This is a genomic window from Cypionkella sp. PAMC25878, assembly GCF_058135695.1.
Window position 1 is genome coordinate 4036430 of record NZ_CM176871.1, and the last position, 18133, is coordinate 4054562.

An 18133-nucleotide genomic window follows, 5' to 3' on the forward strand; every position below is an offset into this window, starting at 1 on the left:
ACATGACAACGGGAACCGCCATTGGCATCGACATTGGCGGCACCCGCCTCCGCGCCGCCCGTGTGACGGGCGGCGTGATCGAGGCCCGCGCCAGTGCCGACAGCGCCCGCGACCCGGCTGAAGTCACCGCCCGCGTACTCGAGTTGGTGGCCAAGGTGCGCAACGAGGCCGTCACCGCCATCGGCATCGGCGTCCCCGGTCAAGTCCACGCCGCCACTGGCCGCGTGCTGTCCGGCGGCTATGTCGACCTTTCGGGTTTCGACTTCGTGGGCCACATCGAATCCGCCACTGCCCTGCCCGTCGCGCTGGAAAACGATGCCACAATGGCCCTGCTCGGTGAGGCCGCCTATGGCGCGGCGCAAGGCCAGCAAAACGTCGTGATGCTGACCATCGGCACCGGCATCGGCGGTGCTATTCTCGACCAAGGCCAAGTTCTGCGCGGACGCGGCGCTGCGGGCCAACTCGGCCATATCGGCATTGATCCCCAAGGGCGCAAATGCGTCTGCGGCAAGATCGGCTGCGTGGAAACCACCAGTTCCGGAACCGCCTTCGGCGTGCATCTGGCCGAAGCAGGCTTGCCACCCGACACCCGCGCCGAAGATCTGCTCACCCGCTCCGACCCCAACGCCCGCGCCGTGATCCACGCTTGGGCCGCACCGCTGCGCGCCGCCATCGACACGCTCATCGCCACCCTCAACCCCGATTGCGTGTTGATCGGCGGCGGTGCCGGGACCCCCGCCCACGCCGCCCTCGCGCAATTCCCGGCGCGCGACTCATGGTTCAAAGCCGCCGTCCTCGCCGCCACCTTAGGCGACGATGCAGGCGTGATCGGCGCGGCCACCACCGCGCTCAAAAACCGCCCCCACAAACGCGCGGTCTTCGTCAACGGCGTTCCAGCTTCCGGTAAATCCGGCGTTGCCCGCGCTTTATCCGATGCCACAGGCTGGCCAATCCTGGCGCTAGACACCGTCAAGAACCCGTTCCTCACCATCCTGCCGCTCGGCGATCGCCTGTTCAACCGCACCCTGGGCCGTGCCTCTTACGCCGCCATCTTCGATCTGATCGCCGACGCCCCCGCCAACACCACCGTAATCATCGACGCGTGGTTCGGCTTCCAACCCATCGAGACTCTGCAAGCCCATATCCAACGCGCAGGCCTCACCGAGATCGCCGAGATCTGGTGCCACGCCCCGCCCGAGACCATCGGTGCGCGCTACGCCGCCCGTCTGGGCAGCCGCCCCGCAGGTCATCCCGGCGGCGATTATGTCCCCGAACTGGTCACACTCGCCCAAGGCGCCAAACCCACAGGCCTCGCCACCCGCATCGAGGTCGACACGACAAAGCCCATCGACGCCAAACCGCTCACGGACTGGCTCGGCAATCTCTGGCGTTGACCCAAAAGCCAGCGCGAGCCGACCGCGACATCTCTCCCAAATTGCTCTTTTCAAAATACTCCCTGCGGAGCATCCAGCAGCCGCCACCCGCGCCGCGCCAAAACATTAAGAAATCCTTAAACCCGCCTTCCAACCCACTGACAAAATTCAATAAAAAAATAGTCCCGCGTTGGGACCACCTAAAAAGGGCCGACCCCAAAGGCCAGCCCCTTCAAACCCCGATCAAATAATCGAAAACTCGCCCACCCCAAAGCCCAGCACATTCGCACCGACATTGGCAAACACCAACCCCACAGCGCCGCCAAATCCATCGGCATCATAAAACACATTCCCTGTATCGGTCTCATAAATGATCCGATCCGAAGCCCGCACTGCCAGCCCCGTCAGGTTCGCCGCGAAATTCACCGCCGCCAGCGCCCCCACCGACAGCACCCCAAACACCACATCATCCAACTCAATCCGATCCTGCGCCGAAACATAGCCGCTGATCGTATCCGAATTCGCAACCCCCGCGGCGGCACTAAAGATGAACGTGTCAAAATCCGCCCCGCCAATCAACAGATCCTTGCCCAACCCGCCGTTCAGCACATCATTGCCGGTGCCGCCGTTCAGCGTATCGGCCCCCTCCATCCCGTTCAGCGTGTCCTTGCCGCCCAGCCCGATCAGCTGGTTCGCCGCCTTATTGCCGATAATGGTCTGCGCCAAACCATTGCCGGTCAGATGGATCACCGTGGAAAGCGCCGCGTTGACCGTGCTGAGGATCTCGATGTCATCATCCGCTGCCAAGGCAAAGCTGGCCGAGGCCCAGACCCGGTCCGCCGTGCCCTGCCCTGCGACCTCAACGATGCTGTCTTGCTGGGTGTTGACAAAATACCAGTCGTTTCCGGCCCCCCCGCTCAGCGTATCATTGCCCGCACCACCGTCGAGATGATCGGCCCCATCAAGCCCGTTCAGATGATCATTTCCGCCCAAACCCGCCAGATTGTTGCCCCCCGCATTGCCGGTGATCGACTGCGCCAGATTATTGCCCGTCAGATGCAGCGCCTGCGTCCCCGCAGCGCTGGTGGTGCTGAGAAACTCGATATCATCGTCCAAAGCGAGGCTGAAACTGACCGAGGCCGTCACCCGATCGCCGGTGCCGCCACCGCCAATCTCGGTGATCTGGTCCAAAGCATTGTCGACAACATAGGTGTCGTTGGCGGCGCCACCCGTCATCGCATCCCGGCCCAGTCCACCGTTCAGCGTATCCGCCCCCGCACAGCCGTCCAACGTGTCATTGCCGCTGCCGCCGATCAGTATATCGCTGCCATTATTGCCGCGCAGCAGGTTGTTGCTGGCATTGCCCACAATCGCATCATTGCCGCTGCCACCAAACGCCCGCTCCACCACCGTGCCATAGGCGATGCCCATATTCAGCCGCCCGCCTAGCACATCTGACGAAGCGCCCTGCCGCAGATCAATCACCTGCGCGCCGGCGAATCCCGACATATCGACGGTATCGGTGCCACCATTGTCCAAGATGGTGAAGGCGACATAATTGTCATTCGCCGGATCATTCAAACTCACCGCCGCATCCAGCGCCGCATTGCCGGTGTTGGAATTATAGCCATAGGTGGTGTTGCCGGTGCGGGTGGTGGTGGACAGCCCATAAAGATTGCCGATCGCCAGAATATCCGCGATCATCGGCGTCAGCACCCAGCGGAACTGCGCGTTGACGAAGGTGTTGTAATCCACCGAATCGCGGGCAAACTCGTCATGGTCAGACTGCATGTAGGACATGATCGACAGATGTTGCGAGTCGTTCAGATAGTAATTGGAGGTGCCAAAGGTGGCCGAGCCATTGTAATTGCCGCCATGCCCCAAGCCCAGCGCGTGGCCCAATTCGTGAATGGTGGTCTCAAAGGCGTAACTGTCCAGCGTGGTGCCAAACTCGGTCAGCCAGCCGTTGGTGATCATCAAGGACGAGCTTGTTATCGTGCCATCCGCCAAGGTGATGTTGTTGTTGTAAGCGTTGATGCCTGCATCGCTGTCATCAAAGCTGATCTGCGCCGCACCGGCCGTCGCGGTAAAGGTGATGCCGCTGACATCCGACCACATTTGCAGCGCCTGCACCGCCATTGACGCACCGGCCGCCGTCACCTGAGTGACGTTATAGGTAATGGTGCGCCCGCCCGACAGATCATAGGCGGTGGCAGTGACGTTCTGTGACGCCCCCGCGCTGAAAAAGCGCTCGAAATTATTGGTCAGTTGCCACGCCACTTCATCCGCCGTCAGCACCATGCCTGCTGCCTCATGACGGACCGCAGAAATCAGGAAATCACCCGAATTGGTGCCAAAACCGCCGACATCAAGGTAATACGTCCCGGTCGTTGTCGCCGTAAAAGTCACCTGCGAGTTCAGCGACAAATCGCCCCCCGCATCGTCATTCGAAGCCAGCGATGTGCCCGACGCATTGCGCAGCGTCAAAAGCGTATCCGGCAGCGGCGTGCGCCCCACCCCGAACAGGCGGAAATCATAGCTTTGCCCGGCGACCAGCGTGACCGCAAACCAGTCATGGTCCCCCGAGGCATCCACGGTGCCATAGGTGCTGGTGCCAAGGGTGAGTCGCGCGGTTGTCGCACTGCTGCCCGCGATATCCACCAGCGGCAGAGGCAGCGCTTGGATTGACACATCTTCGGTCGTTAGATCTCTGATTGAAAAGTTTTGGGGGGCGGAGGCAGGCATATAAATCTCCTTTATTTCAACACAAAAATTGCCGCAAAATCTGCGGCCTTGAATAAAATTCAAGGTCAATCAGATTGGGTTGCAAGCAGCAGCATGGTCCCCAAACGGGATTTTCTTGGGCGTTCTCAAAATTTTAACATTCGGCAAACAGTCTGTCTATGCCGCCATCCGGCACAAACTCAGCCCAATGTTTCCTCAGCGCAGTGTTTCCTCAGCGCAGTGTTTCCAGCAGGCTGACCAGCGGATATACCAAAGCCGCCGCCGAGCTGGCCTGCAGCGGCGCATCCACGCTGCCCAACCGCATTTGCTGCGTCGCAAAGGCCACGAACTGCCCCTGCACCTGCCGCCCGACCGCCAGCGTCACCATGGCACGATGCGCATCGCGTGGCGCAACGGTGACAACCAGCACCTGCGCGCCCTCTGGGGCTGCGGCCTCGGGGCTGAGCGCCCGGCCAGACTGCCGGGCAAAATCCTCCCGCAGCCGCGCGCAAAACCCCGGCACTTCGAGGCGTTGAGCAGCCTCAAACTGACACTGCAGCCAGACGGGGACCTGTTGCTTCACCATGATAACCCCCTGCTCTCCACACTCCGGCACAGGTTCCGCTGTCGCCGCTCCAAACGCCAAGCCCCAAGCGACACTCAGCGCCAGCATCCCCCCGATCTGCAATACATGCTTAAGCATCAGACCCTCCACCCCGGACTCGGCTCCAGACAAAGCGCTCTTTAACGCCGCCTGCCAAGCCCCAGCTTACAGGTTCTCCTTAATGAAAATCTCAATCCTGATCTTTTCCTGCGAGGCTAAAATCTCGCGCCGATCACAGCGCGCCCGCAAAATCCGCATCGCCGAGCGCACCAGATGGCCGGGGTCTTGCGTGATCAGCGCATCGATTTCACCCGACAGCAGGGCAGCCTCGGTGAACGGCGTGCGCTCATGCGCGATAATGGTGGCGCGGGTTGGCTGCGCCGTCACAATCTCCAACGGCACCCGCGCTTCCGGCCCCAGCACATAGACCCCGGCAATCCCGGGATGGCTGACAAAACTGGCGCGGATGATCCGGGCCGAACGCTCGGGGTCGCCGTAGGTTTCCAACGACGGCAGCACGGTCAGATGCGGATAATCAGCATGGATCACCTCATCAAAGCCCAAGCGCCGCTCTAGGCTATCCCGCGCATGCATGGTTTCGGCCACCACCAGAATTTTTCCGGGAGCGCCGGGCGCAAACCGCCCCATCAGCCGCCCCGCAGTCGCCCCCGCCGCCCGGTTGTCGATGCCGACGAAATCTTCCGGTGCAGAACTGATCTGGCCCGAGATAAAACTGACCGTGGCAATGCCGCGCTCGGCCAGACGCGCCATCGCGTCGCGCACCTGCGGAAACTCGGGCGCCATGATCGCCACGCCATCGACTTGGTCGCCGTCGAGGCCGCCCAGCAGATTGGCAATCTGATGCGGATCGCTGTCATGGATGTGGCGGACCTCGGCCCGCATCATCTCGGGTGCGAAGGCCAGATTGGCCTCCTCGATTCGCGCCAAGACCTCGGACAAAAATTGATCCCCACCGCGCGGCAGCAGAAACAAAAACCGATAATCCTTGCCCCGCGCCAGATTGGCCGCAACCAGATTTCGAATAAACCCCAGTTTTTCAATGGCTTGATTGACACGCTCGACAGTATCTCTGCGCACGCCGGATCGGTCGTTCAGCACACGATCCACCGTGGCCAAACTGACCCCCGCGGCAATCGCCAGATCCTTCGTCGTCGGTCGCATCAGTTTAGCACCCCTCTCCTGCAATTCTTTTGTTCGATATTTCCGCAGCTTGCAATCAAATTGAGGTACGCACCTCAAAATTCACTTGCCATGAGGTACGCACCTCATCTAGCCTTCCCTCAGCAAAGAGTCGTGGCGAGGAGGCCGTGGCCTGCAACCGGGAGGAATAAAATGAACGCGAAGCTGCTGCTTTCCACGGCCACCGTCGCCATGATGGCGATGAGTGCCGCCAAAGCCGAAGACCTGACCTTATGCTGGGCCGCATGGGACCCCGCCAACGCCCTGATTGAGCTTTCCAAGGAATATGAGGCGCAATCCGGCAACACCATGCATTTCGAATTCGTGCCATGGACCAGCTTTGCCGATCGCATGCTGAACGAGCTCAACTCAGGCGGCAAACTCTGCGATCTGATGATCGGCGACAGCCAATGGATCGGCGGCGCGGCTGAAAACGGCCAATACATCAAGCTGAACGATTTCTTCGACGCCAATGGCATCAAAATGTCCGACTTCATCCCCGCCACGGTCACCGGCTACGCCGAATGGCCAAAAGGCACGCCGAATTACTGGGCTTTGCCCGCCTTCGGTGATGTCGTCGGCTGGACCTATCGCAAGGATTGGTTCGCCAAGCCCGAACTTCAGGCCGAATTTAAAGAGAAATACGGCCACGACCTCGCCCCGCCCGCCACCTTTGACGAGTTGAAGCAGATCGCCGAATTCTTCCAGAACCGCGAAGTTGACGGCAAAAAGGTTTACGGCGCCTCAATCTACACCGAGCGCGGGTCCGAAGGCATCACCATGGGCGTGATGGATGTGCTGTATTCCTTCGGCTTCAAATATGACAACCCGGAAAAACCCTATGATATGGAAGGCTTTGTGAATTCCGAAAGCGCTGTCAAAGGCCTTGAATTCTACAAATCGCTCTACGATTGCTGTGTGCCTCCGGGATCGTCCAACGGCTATATGGGCGAAGGCGTCGATGCCTATAAATCCGGCCAAGTCGCCCTGCAAATGAACTTCGCCTTCACGTGGCCCGGCTTTAACACCGATGCCAATGTCGGCGGCGACAAAACCGGCTATTTCGCCAACCCGGCTGGCCCGAACGGCGATAAATTCGCCCAACTTGGCGGCCAAGGCATCTCGGTGGTAGCGGCATCGGACAAACAAGACGCGGCGCTGACCTACATCAAATGGTTCGCCCAGCCCGAAGTTCAGGCGAAATGGTGGAAACTCGGCGGCTATTCAGCCCTGCGCGCCGTGGTCGAAGACCCCGGTTTCGCCACCAGCCAGCCCTATGCGCAGACCTTCCTTGATAGCATGGCGATCGTGAAGGATTTCTGGGCCGAACCCAGCTACGCCACCCTGATGCAATCGTCGCAAAAGTGGTTCCACGACTATGTGGTGGCAGGCAATGGCACCGCGAAAGAAGCGCTTGATGGTCTCGTCGCCGATTGGCACGCGACCTTCGAGGAAGAAGGCAAATACTAAGCCAACCCTGCTGAAAGGCAGGTCCGCGCGAGGCTCTTGAGGGCCAACAGAGCCTCGCGCATGATGCTTAAAGCGGTCCTCAGGAAAGCCAATCCCATGCCCGATCCCTTCCAGCGCGTCGCAGCCGCCACGCCGCAGAAACTTGCACACCAAATTCGCGGGCTATCCGACCGCACTATCGCGTGGCTGTTCGTAGCGCCGACGATTTTCCTGCTGCTCGCCGTCAACATCTTCCCTCTGATCTGGACCATCCGCCTCAGCCTCACCAACTTCCGCACCAACCGCCCGAACAACGCGGTGGAATGGGTCGGGATTGAGAACTACCGCAAAATCCTGACCAACCCCGACACCTGGGCCTCGCTGCAAGCCACCGCCCATTTCCTCGTGTGGACCATCACCCTGCAAGTCTTGATCGGCTTCACCCTAGCCTACCTGATCAACAAAAAGTTCCGCAGCAATGATCTGTGGACCACCCTGATCGTGCTGCCAATGATGCTCTCCCCCGCCGTGGTCGGCAATTTCTGGACCTTTCTCTATCAGCCGCAAATCGGATTGTTCAACTATTTCATCGCCTTCCTGACCGGAGCCGACCCCGCCAGCTTTTCCATGATCGGTGAAGTCGCCCTCGCCCCTTGGGCCATCATCATCGTCGATACTTGGATGTGGACCCCCTTCGTCATGCTGATCTGCCTCGCTGGCCTCCGCTCGATCCCACCGTCGATCTACGAGGCCGCCGAATGTGACCGCGCCAGCAAATGGCGGCAATTCTGGACCATCACCTTGCCGATGGCCCTGCCCTTCCTGATGCTCGCCGTCCTCTTTCGCGGTATTGAGAACTTCAAAATGTTCGACCTCGTCGTGCAACTGACAGGCGGCGGGCCGGGGGCGACAACCCAGCTAACCTCCATCGACCTCAAACGCGAAGCCTTTGAGAAATGGCGCACCGGATACGCCTCGGCCTATGCCGTGATCCTGTTTGTCACCGTCTTCGGCCTCGCCTCGATCTACGTCAAAGCGCTGAATAAGGTGAAAGACAGATGAGCTATTCCATAACCGAGCCTTCATCCCGCCAAAAGTGGATCGCCGGTGGCTTAGTCATAGCCTACGCCATCCTCACCCTGCTGCCCCTCGCATGGATCATCGCCACCGGCTTCAAAAACCCCGCCGACGCCATCGCCTACCCGCCCAAAGTCCTCTTTAGCCCCTCGCTGGAAGGCTACGTGAACCTGTTCACCTCGCGCTCGCGCGTCACCCCAGAAGACCTTGCCGCCCTCGGCCCACCGACCACATGGTATGACACAATCGTCCGCCAATATGGCATGGTGATCACCGGGGCCTCGCGCTACGGCGAGCGGTTCCTGAACTCGGTGATCATCGGGTTCGGATCGACCTTCCTGTCGGTTTTCCTAGGCACCATCGCGGCTTACGCGTTCAGCCGTTTCAAAGTGCCGCTGAAAGACGACCTGCTGTTCTTCATCCTCTCCACAAGAATGATGCCCCCCATCGCCGTCGCCATCCCGATTTTCCTGATGTATCGCCAGCTTGGCCTGTCTGACACCCACCTTGGCATGATCCTGCTGTATACGGCTGTGAACCTGTCGCTCTCAGTCTGGCTGCTGAAAGGTTTCATCGACGAAATCCCCATCGAATACGAAGAAGCCGCCCTCATCGACGGTTACACCCGCTTCCAGGCCTTCTACAAAGTGGTGCTGCCGCAAGCCGCGACTGGCATCGCCTCGACAGCGATTTTCTGCCTGATTTTCGCGTGGAACGAATACGCCTTCGCGGTCTTGCTCACCTCTGGCACTGCCCAAACCGCGCCGCCCTTCATCCCCACCATCATCGGCGCTGGCGGCAAAGATTGGCCCGCCGTCGCCGCAGGCGCGACCCTGTTCCTGCTGCCGATCATGGTCTTCACCATCCTTCTGCGCAAACACCTGCTGCGCGGCATCACCTTCGGAGCGGTGCGCAAATGAAAAACTTTCTCAACGGCATCCTGCACTTCCGCCGTGGCCCATGGGAGATGCTCGCCACCATCCTGATCGCCCTCGGCGTGTTCATGCTGATGCAGCCCTTCGCCCTGATTTTGTTCACCTATTCTTTCGTGGTGACGCTTGTCGGCACGGTGATGTTCATCATCACCAGCCATTTCCCGGAGTAACCGATGGCCCAGATCGTCATCAAAAGCCTGCGCAAAGAATTCGGCGCGTTCACGGCGGTGCAGTCCTCTAGTTTCACCATCGAGGACGGCGAGTTCTTCATGCTGCTGGGGCCGTCGGGCTGCGGCAAAACCACCACCCTGCGGATGATCGCCGGGTTAGAATTGCCGACCGCAGGCGAAATTTTCATCGACGGTGCCGAGGTTTCCCAAAAGCCCGCCAGCCGGCGCGACATCGCCTTCGTGTTCCAGATGTTCGCGCTCTATCCGCATATGAACGTGCGCAAAAACATCTCTTACCCCCTCGTCAGCCAAGGCATGAAGCGCGATCAAGTGCGGGCCAAGGTCAACGAGGTCGCTGAAATCCTCGGTATCACCGCAATCCTTGAAAAGCCCGTCGGTGGCCTTTCCGGCGGCGACCGCCAACGCGTCGCCCTTGGCCGCGCCATCGTCCGCGACCCGGCTTGCTTCCTGATGGACGAACCCTTGGGTGCCTTGGACGCCGAATTCCGCGAGCATATGGCCCTTGAACTCCGCGCCCTGCACGACCGCATGCGCGCCACCACCGTCTATGTCACCCATGACCAGTTGGAAGCCATGCAAATGGGCGACAAAATCGTGGTGATGAACCACGGCGTTGTCGAGCAATTCGGTCGCCCGCAAGAGATCTACGACTGGCCCGCCACCACCTTCGTCGCCCGCTTCATCGGCTCGCCCGCGATGAACCTGCTGAATTTCGACGGCATGGTCGGCAACGGCAGCGCGCAAGTCACGCTCTCCGACGCCGCCATAAAAATCCCGCCGATGATCAGCGGCGCCAGCGGCCCCCTCACCCTCGGCGTGCGCCCAGAACATATCCGCCTCGATGATGCCGCCCCATTCCGCGCCCGCATCATCGCCAGCGAATATCTTGGCACCACCCAGATCGTGACACTGGATACCGCCCACGGCCCGATCAAGGCCCGCACCCCCTCCAACCAAGCCGCCAGCATCGGCGCGACCACCGGCCTCGCCTTCGATCCGCGATCCATCACCCTGTTCGACCCCACAGGCCACGCGCTGATCTCTGAGGCTAATCAAAAGGTTCTGTCCCATGGCTGAGGTGATCCTGAACAACGTCTCAAAATCCTACGGCCCCCAGCCCGCCCTCAGCGGTGTCAGCATGACCATCCCCGACGGCGCATTCGTCGTCCTCCTCGGCCCAACCGGGGCAGGCAAAACCACCACCCTGCGCCTCGTCTCCGGCCTAGACACCCCGACCTCTGGCGACATCCTCATCAACGGCCAGACCATCAAAGGCCTCACCCCCGCCCAGCGCAATGTGGCGATGGTGTTCCAGCAATACTCGCTGTACCCGCACCTGACCGTGCGCGAAAACATGGAATTTCCGTTGAAATCCCCCCTGCTGCGCACCCCGCGCAGCGAGATCACCCGCAAAGTCGCCGAAGTCGCGGAGATCCTGCAAATCTCCCACAAACTTGACAATAAGGCGACAGCCCTGTCGGGCGGCGAAATGCAGCGCGTCTCGATCGGTCGCGCCTTGGTCCGCAACCCCGCCGTCTATCTGATGGATGAACCGCTCTCCTCCCTCGACGCCAAACTCCGCGCCGATCTGCGGGTCGAGCTCAAGAACATCCAAGCCAACCTCGGTGCCACCTTCCTCTATGTCACCCATGATCAGATCGAGGCGATGACCATGGCCACCCATGTTGGCGTGCTCGACCACGGAAAACTCGTGCAATTCGGCACCCCGCGCGAAATCTACGAACAACCCGTCAGCATCTACGCCGCAGGTCGCCTCGGCCAACCCCATATCAACATCCTGCCCGCCGATATCTTCGGCCCCGCCCCCGCCAACGCCACCCATATCGGCCTGCGCCCCGAGCACGTCCACCAAGGCGACGGCCAGGAGGCGCTGGTGAAACGCATCGAACACTTGGGCGATCAAACCCGCCTGCATCTGTCGTTCAAAAACCACGATCTGACCACCGTGACCGAGGCCCACACCCAACTGCGCAGCGGCGATATTCTCAAGATCCAACCCCTGCGCCCACTCTATTTCGACGCCAACGGCACCCGCATTTAAGGAACCCGCGATGACCCAATTCATGAACAAACGCGAAAACATCGTGACCGAGGCGATTGACGGCCTGCTGATGGCCTCGGGCGGGCGGCTTTTGCGGCTCGATGGCTACCCGCATATCCGCGTCGTGCTGCGCGCCGATTGGGACAAAACCCGCGTCGCCCTCGTCTCGGGTGGCGGCTCTGGGCATGAACCTGCACATGCGGGCTTCGTCGGCCCCGGTATGCTGACCGCCGCCGTTTGTGGCGATGTGTTCGCCAGCCCTTCCGTCGATGCCGTTCTCGCAGGCATCCTCGCCGTCACTGGCCCCGCAGGCTGCCTGCTGATCGTCAAGAACTACACCGGAGATCGCCTCAACTTCGGCCTCGCCGCCGAACGCGCCCGTGCCTTTGGCCTGAAGGTCAGCATGGTGATCGTCGATGATGACATCGCCCTCCCCAACCTGCCGCAGTCGCGCGGCCTTGCGGGCACCCTGTTCGTGCATAAAATCGCGGGGCACCTTGCCGAGCACGGACACGACCTGGCCGCCGTCACCGAGGCCGCGGAACGGGTGATCGCCGGGACAAAATCCATCGGCATGTCGCTGGATACCTGCACCGTCCCCGGCTCGCATAAGGAAAGCCGTATCGCCCCCGGTATGGCCGAGCTTGGTCTTGGCATCCACGGCGAGCCGGGCGTGGAACAGGTTGATTTCAACAGTGCCGCTCATGCGATGGCCGCGATGATTGACAAGCTGTCGATTGCGGCAGGCAGCGGCCCCTATGTCGCCCTGTTGAACAACCTCGGCGGCGCTTCGGTGTTGGAAATGTCTGTGCTGACCTACGAGCTTTTGCGCGCCCCGCTGGCCGCGCAGATCAAATACATCATCGGGCCTGCCGCGATGATGACCTCGCTGGATATGCGCGGGGTTTCGATCTCGCTTTGCCCGCTGACGCCCGAGGACGAAGCCGCACTGACCTGCCATGTGCCGCTCGCCGCCTGGCCCGGCTGTCACCCCTGCACAACCGTCAAAACCCGCGCTTTGCCGGACGGTCTAACCCCGATCCGCCCGATTCCATCGCACCATCAACCAACCAAGGATTTCCTGATCAAATGCTGCCAGATCATGATTTCGTTGGAATCTGACCTGAACGCGCTGGATGCCAAATCCGGCGACGGTGACACTGGATCGACCCTTGCCGGAGCCGCCCACGCCCTGATCGACGCCGTCGATCAGCTGCCGCTGTCCGATCACACCCAGCTTTACCGCGCCATCGGTCTGGAACTCAGCCAAACCATGGGCGGCTCCTCGGGCGTGCTGCTGGCGATCTTCTTCGCCGCTGCGGGCGATGCCGCGTCAAGTGGCCTTACCATGCGCGACGCCCTGCGTGCCGGGCTTGATCGGATGCAGCAAATCGGCGGCGCAAAACTTGGCGACCGCACGATGATTGACGCGCTGCAACCCGCGCTTGATGCGCTGGACGATGGCCTGCAAGCCGCCGCTGATGCCGCGCGCACCGGGGCCAACCACACCGCCACCATGCTGACCGCCAAAGCGGGCCGCGCCGCCTATATCAACGCGGGCAACCTCAGCGGCCACATCGACCCCGGCGCCGAGGCCGTGGCGCGGCTGTTTGAAGCACTCTGCAAAAGTTGATGTGAATCAGCGCCGCGCGCACTATGTTCTGGCAAGCGGGTGCAATCACCGCCCCCGCTTGCCAGCCCTATAAAGGAGCCCGCCCCGATGAAAGCCGCCGCACCAAAATCAGCCCTTCTCGCTCTCAGCCTGCTGGTCGCCACCCCCGCCCTCGCCGAAGGTGACGCGGGCAAAGGCGAAAAACTGTTCAACCGCTGCAAAGCCTGCCATTCAATCATCGCGGCGGACGGCACCAAGCTGCAAATGGGCGGCAAGACCGGCCCCAACCTGTTTGGCGTGATCGGCCGACCGATCGGCAGCTTCCCCGATTTCAAATACGGCACCGGCCTGCTGGCGCTGAACGCCAAAGGCGATGTCTGGGACGAAACCAAACTCGCCGCCTACATCACCAACCCGACCGCTTGGGTGAAAGAAGAATCCGGCGATGCTTCTTTGAGCGCCAAAATGGCCTTCAAAATGGCCAGCGGGGCCGAGGATATGGCGGCCTATCTGGCAACGATGAAGTAGGGCACCCCACCGCGCGCCAATCCGACGATTTATCGGCGGTCCAGCGCGCGCGCCGCCCTATAACGCTTGCAGAATCCCGCCATTCCGCCTAAAGACGCCAACGATTGCAGGGTCGGGCACACGCCACGGCCCTGTCCCCATTGCAGCCAAGACCGGCGGAGCCAACCGCATGGCCAGTGACATATCGAAAAAAGGACCCAAACTACATGAACTCCAAAGCTATGGACGAATTTGAAGCACTTTTGAAAGAAAGCTTCGAAATTGACACCCCCGAAGAGGGAACGGTTGTCAAAGGCAAGGTTATCGCTATCGAAGCGGGCCAGGCCATCATCGACGTCGGCTACAAGATGGAAGGCCGCATCGATCTGAAAGAATTCGCGAATCCCGGCGAAGCTCCGAATATCAACGTCGGCGACACCGTGGAAGTCTACCTCGACCGCGTGGAAAATGCCCGCGGCGAAGCCCAAATCTCGCGCGAGAAAGCCCGCCGCGAAGAAGCTTGGGATCGTCTGGAAAAAGCCTATGCGACCGAAACCCGCGTCGATGGCGCGATCTTTGGCCGTGTCAAAGGCGGCTTCACGGTGGATCTGGGCGGCGCTGTCGCCTTCCTGCCGGGCAGCCAAGTTGACGTGCGCCCCGTGCGCGATGCTGGCCCGCTGATGGGCATGAAGCAGCCGTTCCAGATCCTGAAAATGGATCGTCGCCGTGGCAATATCGTGGTGTCGCGTCGCGCCATCCTCGAAGAGTCGCGTGCAGAACAGCGTGCTGAAGTCATCGGCAACCTGACCGAAGGCCAAACCATTGACGGCGTTGTGAAAAACATCACCGAATACGGTGCGTTCGTCGATCTGGGCGGCGTTGACGGCCTGCTGCACGTCACCGATATGGCGTGGCGTCGCGTCAACCACCCGTCCGAGATTCTGGCGATTGGTGAGACGATCAAGGTGCAAGTCATCAAGATCAACAAAGACACCCACCGCATCAGCCTTGGCATGAAGCAACTGCAATCCGATCCGTGGGATGCCGTTGAGAAACTCTACGCCATCGGCACCGTGCACAAAGGCCGTGTCACCAACATCACCGATTACGGCGCCTTTGTGGAGCTGGAAGCCGGTGTTGAAGGCCTCGTCCATGTCTCGGAAATGTCCTGGACCAAGAAAAACGTCCACCCCGGCAAGATCGTTTCGACCTCGCAGGAAGTCGAAGTTATGGTTCTGGAAATCGACAGCACCAAACGCCGGGTGTCCTTGGGCCTCAAGCAGACCCAGCGCAACCCGTGGGAAGTGTTTGCCGAAACCCATCCGATCGGCACTAACATCGAAGGCGAAGTCAAGAACATCACCGAATTCGGTCTGTTCGTTGGCCTCGACAACGACATCGACGGTATGGTTCACCTCTCTGACCTGTCGTGGGATCAGCGCGGCGAAGACGCGATCCAGAACTACCGTAAAGGCGACACCGTCACCGCTTCGGTCACCGAAGTTGATGTCGAGAAAGAGCGTATCTCGCTCTCGATCAAAGCCTTGGGCGAAGACACCTTCACCGATGCGGTTGATGGCGTGAAACGTGGCGGTATCATCACCGTCGTCGTGACCGCGATTGAAGAAGGCGGCGTTGAGGTTGAATACAACGGCGCGAAATCCTTCATCCGCCGTTCGGACCTGTCGCGTGAGCGCGCCGACCAACGCCCAGAGCGTTTCAGCGTTGGCGACAAGATCGACGTGCGCGTCACCAACATTGATCCGAAGACCCGCCGCATGGGTCTGTCGATCAAAGCGCGTGAGATCGCTGAAGAGAAAGAAGCTGTCGAGCAGTATGGTTCGTCCGATTCGGGCGCCAGCTTGGGCGACATCCTCGGTGCCGCTCTGAAGGGCGACAAGAACTGATCTGACCTTACGGTTAGCGAAAAGGGGCCCCGCAGCAATGCGGGGTCCTTTGCTTTGGCACCTTTAGCTTGCAATTTTGTTTGTGCCTTTGGAAATTATGCCTATAGTCCAATGCGTAACAGGTTGGCACGGCCGAGAATCCCATCAAGGGGCGCGGCACCACTAGGGGGATATCGCGGATGATCCGGTCTGAACTGATCCAAAAAATCGCGGATGAAAATCCGCACCTGACGCAGCGTCATGTTGAGCGCATCGTCAACACGGTGTTTGAAGAAATCATCGAAGCCCTCGCCAAAGGTGATCGGGTCGAATTGCGCGGTTTTGGCGCGTTCTCGGTGAAGGCCCGCGATGCCCGCGTTGGCCGCAACCCCCGCACCGGTGAGGCTGTCAGCGTCGAGGATAAGAAGGTTCCGTTCTTCAAAACCGGCAAACTGCTGCGCGATCGGCTCAACGCCAAATAAGCCGCATTGCACCCCGGCGCTTCTGCCGCAATATAGCGGCAGAACCAGCGAAAAGGCGGTCCGATGTTTCGTTACCTGCGCTATCTGACTTTGGCGGCCGTTGGCTTGGCCCTGCTGATCGTGGCTTTGGCAAACCGCACCCCGGTTCTGCTCAAAGCCATGCCCGATGACTTTGCCGCCTTCCTTGGTCTGACATGGCAGATGGAACTGCCAGTGTTCGTGGTGCTGTTCGGCGGCATCGTCATCGGCGTGCTGGTCGGTTTCCTGTGGGAATGGGCGCGCGAACACAAACACCGCGCCACCGCCTCGACCAAAACCCGCGAAGTCAGCCGGCTCGAGCGTGAACTCGCCACCATGCGCGACGCCACCTCGCTGCCGCAAGACGACATCATCGCTCTGCTCGACCGCCCTAAGGCCAAGTAAATGCCCAAAGTCCACCATGCCTGACATTCGCGTCAAAATCTGCGGTCTGCGCACCCTAGACGACGTGGCCGCCGTGGCCGCGACCAAAGCCGCCTACGCAGGCTTTGTGTTCTTCCCCAAAAGCCCGCGCCACCTGACCATTCCGCAAGCCCGAGAACTCACCCTCGCCGCCCCCGTGGGTCTGGCCAAAGTCGCCCTTGTGGTCGATGCCGATGACGCCCTGCTCGATGCGATCACCGAGGCGATGCCCTTGGATATGCTGCAACTCCACGGCCATGAGTCCCCCGAACGTGTCGCCGAAATCCGCGCTCGCTACGGCCTGCCGGTGATGAAAGCCATTGGCGTTGCCGATGAGGGCGATCTCGCCGTCCTGCTGGAATACTCGCTCGCCGCCGACCAAATTCTGGTCGACGCCAAGCCACCCAAGAACTCCGCCCTCCCCGGCGGCAATGGCCTAAGTTTCGACTGGAGACTGGTCGCCCAACGCCGTTGGCTGAAACCCTGGATGCTGGCAGGTGGTCTCACCCCCGATAACGTCGCCGAGGCGATCCGGTTGACCAACGCCCGCCAAGTCGATGTCTCCTCAGGCGTGGAATCCAGCTACGGCATCAAAGACCCGACCAAGATCACCGCCTTCGTCCAAGCCGCTACTCAAGACGGCCCCCCGATCCTGCGCTAGCACCGTCTTCAAAAGGCGCGAGCCCAAAAGCATTTGCTCTTTCTGAAATACTCCCGCCGGAGGCTTCCGACAGCTCCACCCCTCGCAAAGCCAGTAATTTCACCTTGGCCTAAATACTCCCGCCCGGCGCGCTCCCCCGTCTCACCCACTCCCAACACCAGCAATTTCACATTGGCCCAAATATCCCCGCCGGAGGCTCCCCGCATGCCCGCCTACATCACGCTTGGCGCAAATGACCCCGCGCAATCGCACGCCTTCTACGACGCCGTCCTCAAGACCATCGGCTGGTCTGCCCATGCCGATTTCCCCGGCGGCTGGAAGTGCTATTCGGAGGGTGGCACTGGCGAAGGCTTCAAATTCTGGGTCTGTCCGCCGTTCAATGAGGAACCCGCCACCCCCGGCAACGGCCAAATGCTCTGCCTGCCCGCCCGCAACCGCGCCGAGGTCGATGCCTTCCACGCCGCAGCGATGGCCCTTGGCGCAAAAGACGAAGGCGCCCCCGGCATCCGCGAAATTTACAGCCCAACATGGTATGCAGCCTACCTGCGCGACCCCTCTGGCAACAAACTCGCGGTGATGTTTGAAGGTTAACGCCAGATGAACAAGGCTATGCTAAGCCTTTGATTTTGCTGAAACCGCACCCGTGTCCACGCGTGGACACACGGCTTCGGCCTAAAACGCCTTAAACGTCATCGTCGTCAAAGTCCGCACAATCCCCGGAATATCAAACAGCTTTTCCGACAGATAATGCCCGACATCGGCATCCTCCGGGATATAGATTTTCGCGATCAAATCATACTCGCCCGAGGTGGAATATAACTCAGAAACCACCTCGCGATCATAAATCGCGGTGGCGACCTCATAGGTCTTCCCGGGGGTGCAGCGAAATTGAACGAACACGCAGATCATGATGCCTCACAAGTTTCTCC

General features: G+C 60.5%; 18 protein-coding genes. 14 read left to right on the top strand and 4 right to left on the bottom strand.

Translation table 11 applies throughout. The annotated features are described in order from the left end of the window. Positions 1-2 precede the first annotated feature (2 nt). Positions 3-1394 (top strand): ROK family protein, encoded by a 1392-nt coding sequence (locus ACS5RD_RS19835; RefSeq protein WP_489928820.1) that lies wholly within the window; start codon positions 3-5, stop codon positions 1392-1394. Positions 1395-1616: 222 nt separating this feature from the next. Here the strand turns inward: ACS5RD_RS19835 and ACS5RD_RS19840 are convergent, their stop codons facing one another. The 3 genes from ACS5RD_RS19840 to ACS5RD_RS19850 form a co-directional block, all read right to left on the bottom strand. Continuing rightward, the gene (locus ACS5RD_RS19840) at positions 1617-4118 is read right to left on the bottom strand and encodes a M10 family metallopeptidase C-terminal domain-containing protein (protein WP_489928821.1); all 2502 of its coding nucleotides are present in this window, start codon (positions 4116-4118) and stop codon (positions 1617-1619) included. 211 nt (positions 4119-4329) lie between these two features. Beyond that, a complete protein-coding gene (locus ACS5RD_RS19845; protein WP_489928822.1) occupies positions 4330-4800 on the bottom strand; it encodes a hypothetical protein in 471 nt (156 codons plus the stop codon). 66 nt (positions 4801-4866) lie between these two features. Continuing rightward, complete coding sequence (locus tag ACS5RD_RS19850) at positions 4867-5883, bottom strand: LacI family DNA-binding transcriptional regulator (RefSeq protein WP_489928823.1); 1017 nt, start codon at positions 5881-5883, stop codon at positions 4867-4869. Between the two features lie 171 nt (positions 5884-6054). Here ACS5RD_RS19850 and ACS5RD_RS19855 point away from each other — a divergent pair, with 171 nt between their 5' ends. The 13 genes from ACS5RD_RS19855 to ACS5RD_RS19915 all read left to right on the top strand — a co-directional run bounded on the left by ACS5RD_RS19855 (position 6055) and on the right by ACS5RD_RS19915 (position 17795). After that, positions 6055-7371, top strand: coding sequence for an ABC transporter substrate-binding protein (locus ACS5RD_RS19855; RefSeq protein ID WP_489928824.1), 1317 nt, complete (start codon positions 6055-6057; stop codon positions 7369-7371). Positions 7372-7467: 96 nt separating this feature from the next. Further along, complete coding sequence (locus ACS5RD_RS19860) at positions 7468-8412, top strand: carbohydrate ABC transporter permease (RefSeq protein ID WP_489928825.1); 945 nt, start codon at positions 7468-7470, stop codon at positions 8410-8412. After that, entirely contained in the window at positions 8409-9347 is a 939-nt protein-coding gene (locus ACS5RD_RS19865; protein ID WP_489928826.1) for a carbohydrate ABC transporter permease, read from the top strand. Before ACS5RD_RS19860 ends, ACS5RD_RS19865 begins: the two co-directional genes overlap by 4 nt. Continuing rightward, entirely contained in the window at positions 9344-9532 is a 189-nt protein-coding gene (locus ACS5RD_RS19870; protein ID WP_489928827.1) for a hypothetical protein, read from the top strand. Before ACS5RD_RS19865 ends, ACS5RD_RS19870 begins: the two co-directional genes overlap by 4 nt. 3 nt (positions 9533-9535) lie before the next feature. Next, positions 9536-10630 carry an ABC transporter ATP-binding protein gene (locus ACS5RD_RS19875; RefSeq protein ID WP_489928828.1) on the top strand — a complete coding sequence of 365 codons (1095 nt, stop codon included), beginning with the start codon at positions 9536-9538 and terminating at the stop codon, positions 10628-10630. Beyond that, positions 10623-11615: an ABC transporter ATP-binding protein gene (locus ACS5RD_RS19880; protein WP_489928829.1), complete on the top strand. Its 993-nt coding sequence runs from the start codon at positions 10623-10625 to the stop codon at positions 11613-11615. The genes ACS5RD_RS19875 and ACS5RD_RS19880 overlap by 8 nt, the downstream gene beginning before the upstream one ends. Before the next feature lie 10 nt (positions 11616-11625). Further along, complete coding sequence (locus ACS5RD_RS19885) at positions 11626-13248, top strand: dihydroxyacetone kinase subunit DhaK (protein WP_489928830.1); 1623 nt, start codon at positions 11626-11628, stop codon at positions 13246-13248. An 87-nt stretch (positions 13249-13335) separates the two neighbouring features. Then, positions 13336-13755, top strand: coding sequence for a c-type cytochrome (locus ACS5RD_RS19890; protein WP_489928831.1), 420 nt, complete (start codon positions 13336-13338; stop codon positions 13753-13755). A 221-nt stretch (positions 13756-13976) separates the two neighbouring features. Beyond that, entirely contained in the window at positions 13977-15641 is a 1665-nt protein-coding gene (gene rpsA / locus ACS5RD_RS19895; RefSeq protein ID WP_054007071.1) for a 30S ribosomal protein S1, read from the top strand. Positions 15642-15820: 179 nt separating this feature from the next. Continuing rightward, the gene (gene ihfB, locus ACS5RD_RS19900) at positions 15821-16102 is read left to right on the top strand and encodes an integration host factor subunit beta (protein ID WP_054007070.1); all 282 of its coding nucleotides are present in this window, start codon (positions 15821-15823) and stop codon (positions 16100-16102) included. Positions 16103-16165: 63 nt separating this feature from the next. Next, positions 16166-16525 (top strand): LapA family protein, encoded by a 360-nt coding sequence (locus tag ACS5RD_RS19905; protein ID WP_054007069.1) that lies wholly within the window; start codon positions 16166-16168, stop codon positions 16523-16525. Between the two features lie 16 nt (positions 16526-16541). After that, positions 16542-17204: a phosphoribosylanthranilate isomerase gene (locus tag ACS5RD_RS19910; RefSeq protein ID WP_489928832.1), complete on the top strand. Its 663-nt coding sequence runs from the start codon at positions 16542-16544 to the stop codon at positions 17202-17204. Positions 17205-17408: 204 nt separating this feature from the next. After that, the gene (locus tag ACS5RD_RS19915; RefSeq protein ID WP_489928833.1) at positions 17409-17795 is read left to right on the top strand and encodes a VOC family protein; all 387 of its coding nucleotides are present in this window, start codon (positions 17409-17411) and stop codon (positions 17793-17795) included. Between the two features lie 81 nt (positions 17796-17876). On the opposite strand, the gene ACS5RD_RS19920 is transcribed toward ACS5RD_RS19915, so the two are convergent. Continuing rightward, positions 17877-18113 carry an Lrp/AsnC family transcriptional regulator gene (locus tag ACS5RD_RS19920; RefSeq protein WP_054007065.1) on the bottom strand — a complete coding sequence of 79 codons (237 nt, stop codon included), beginning with the start codon at positions 18111-18113 and terminating at the stop codon, positions 17877-17879. Positions 18114-18133: the final 20 nt, after the last annotated feature.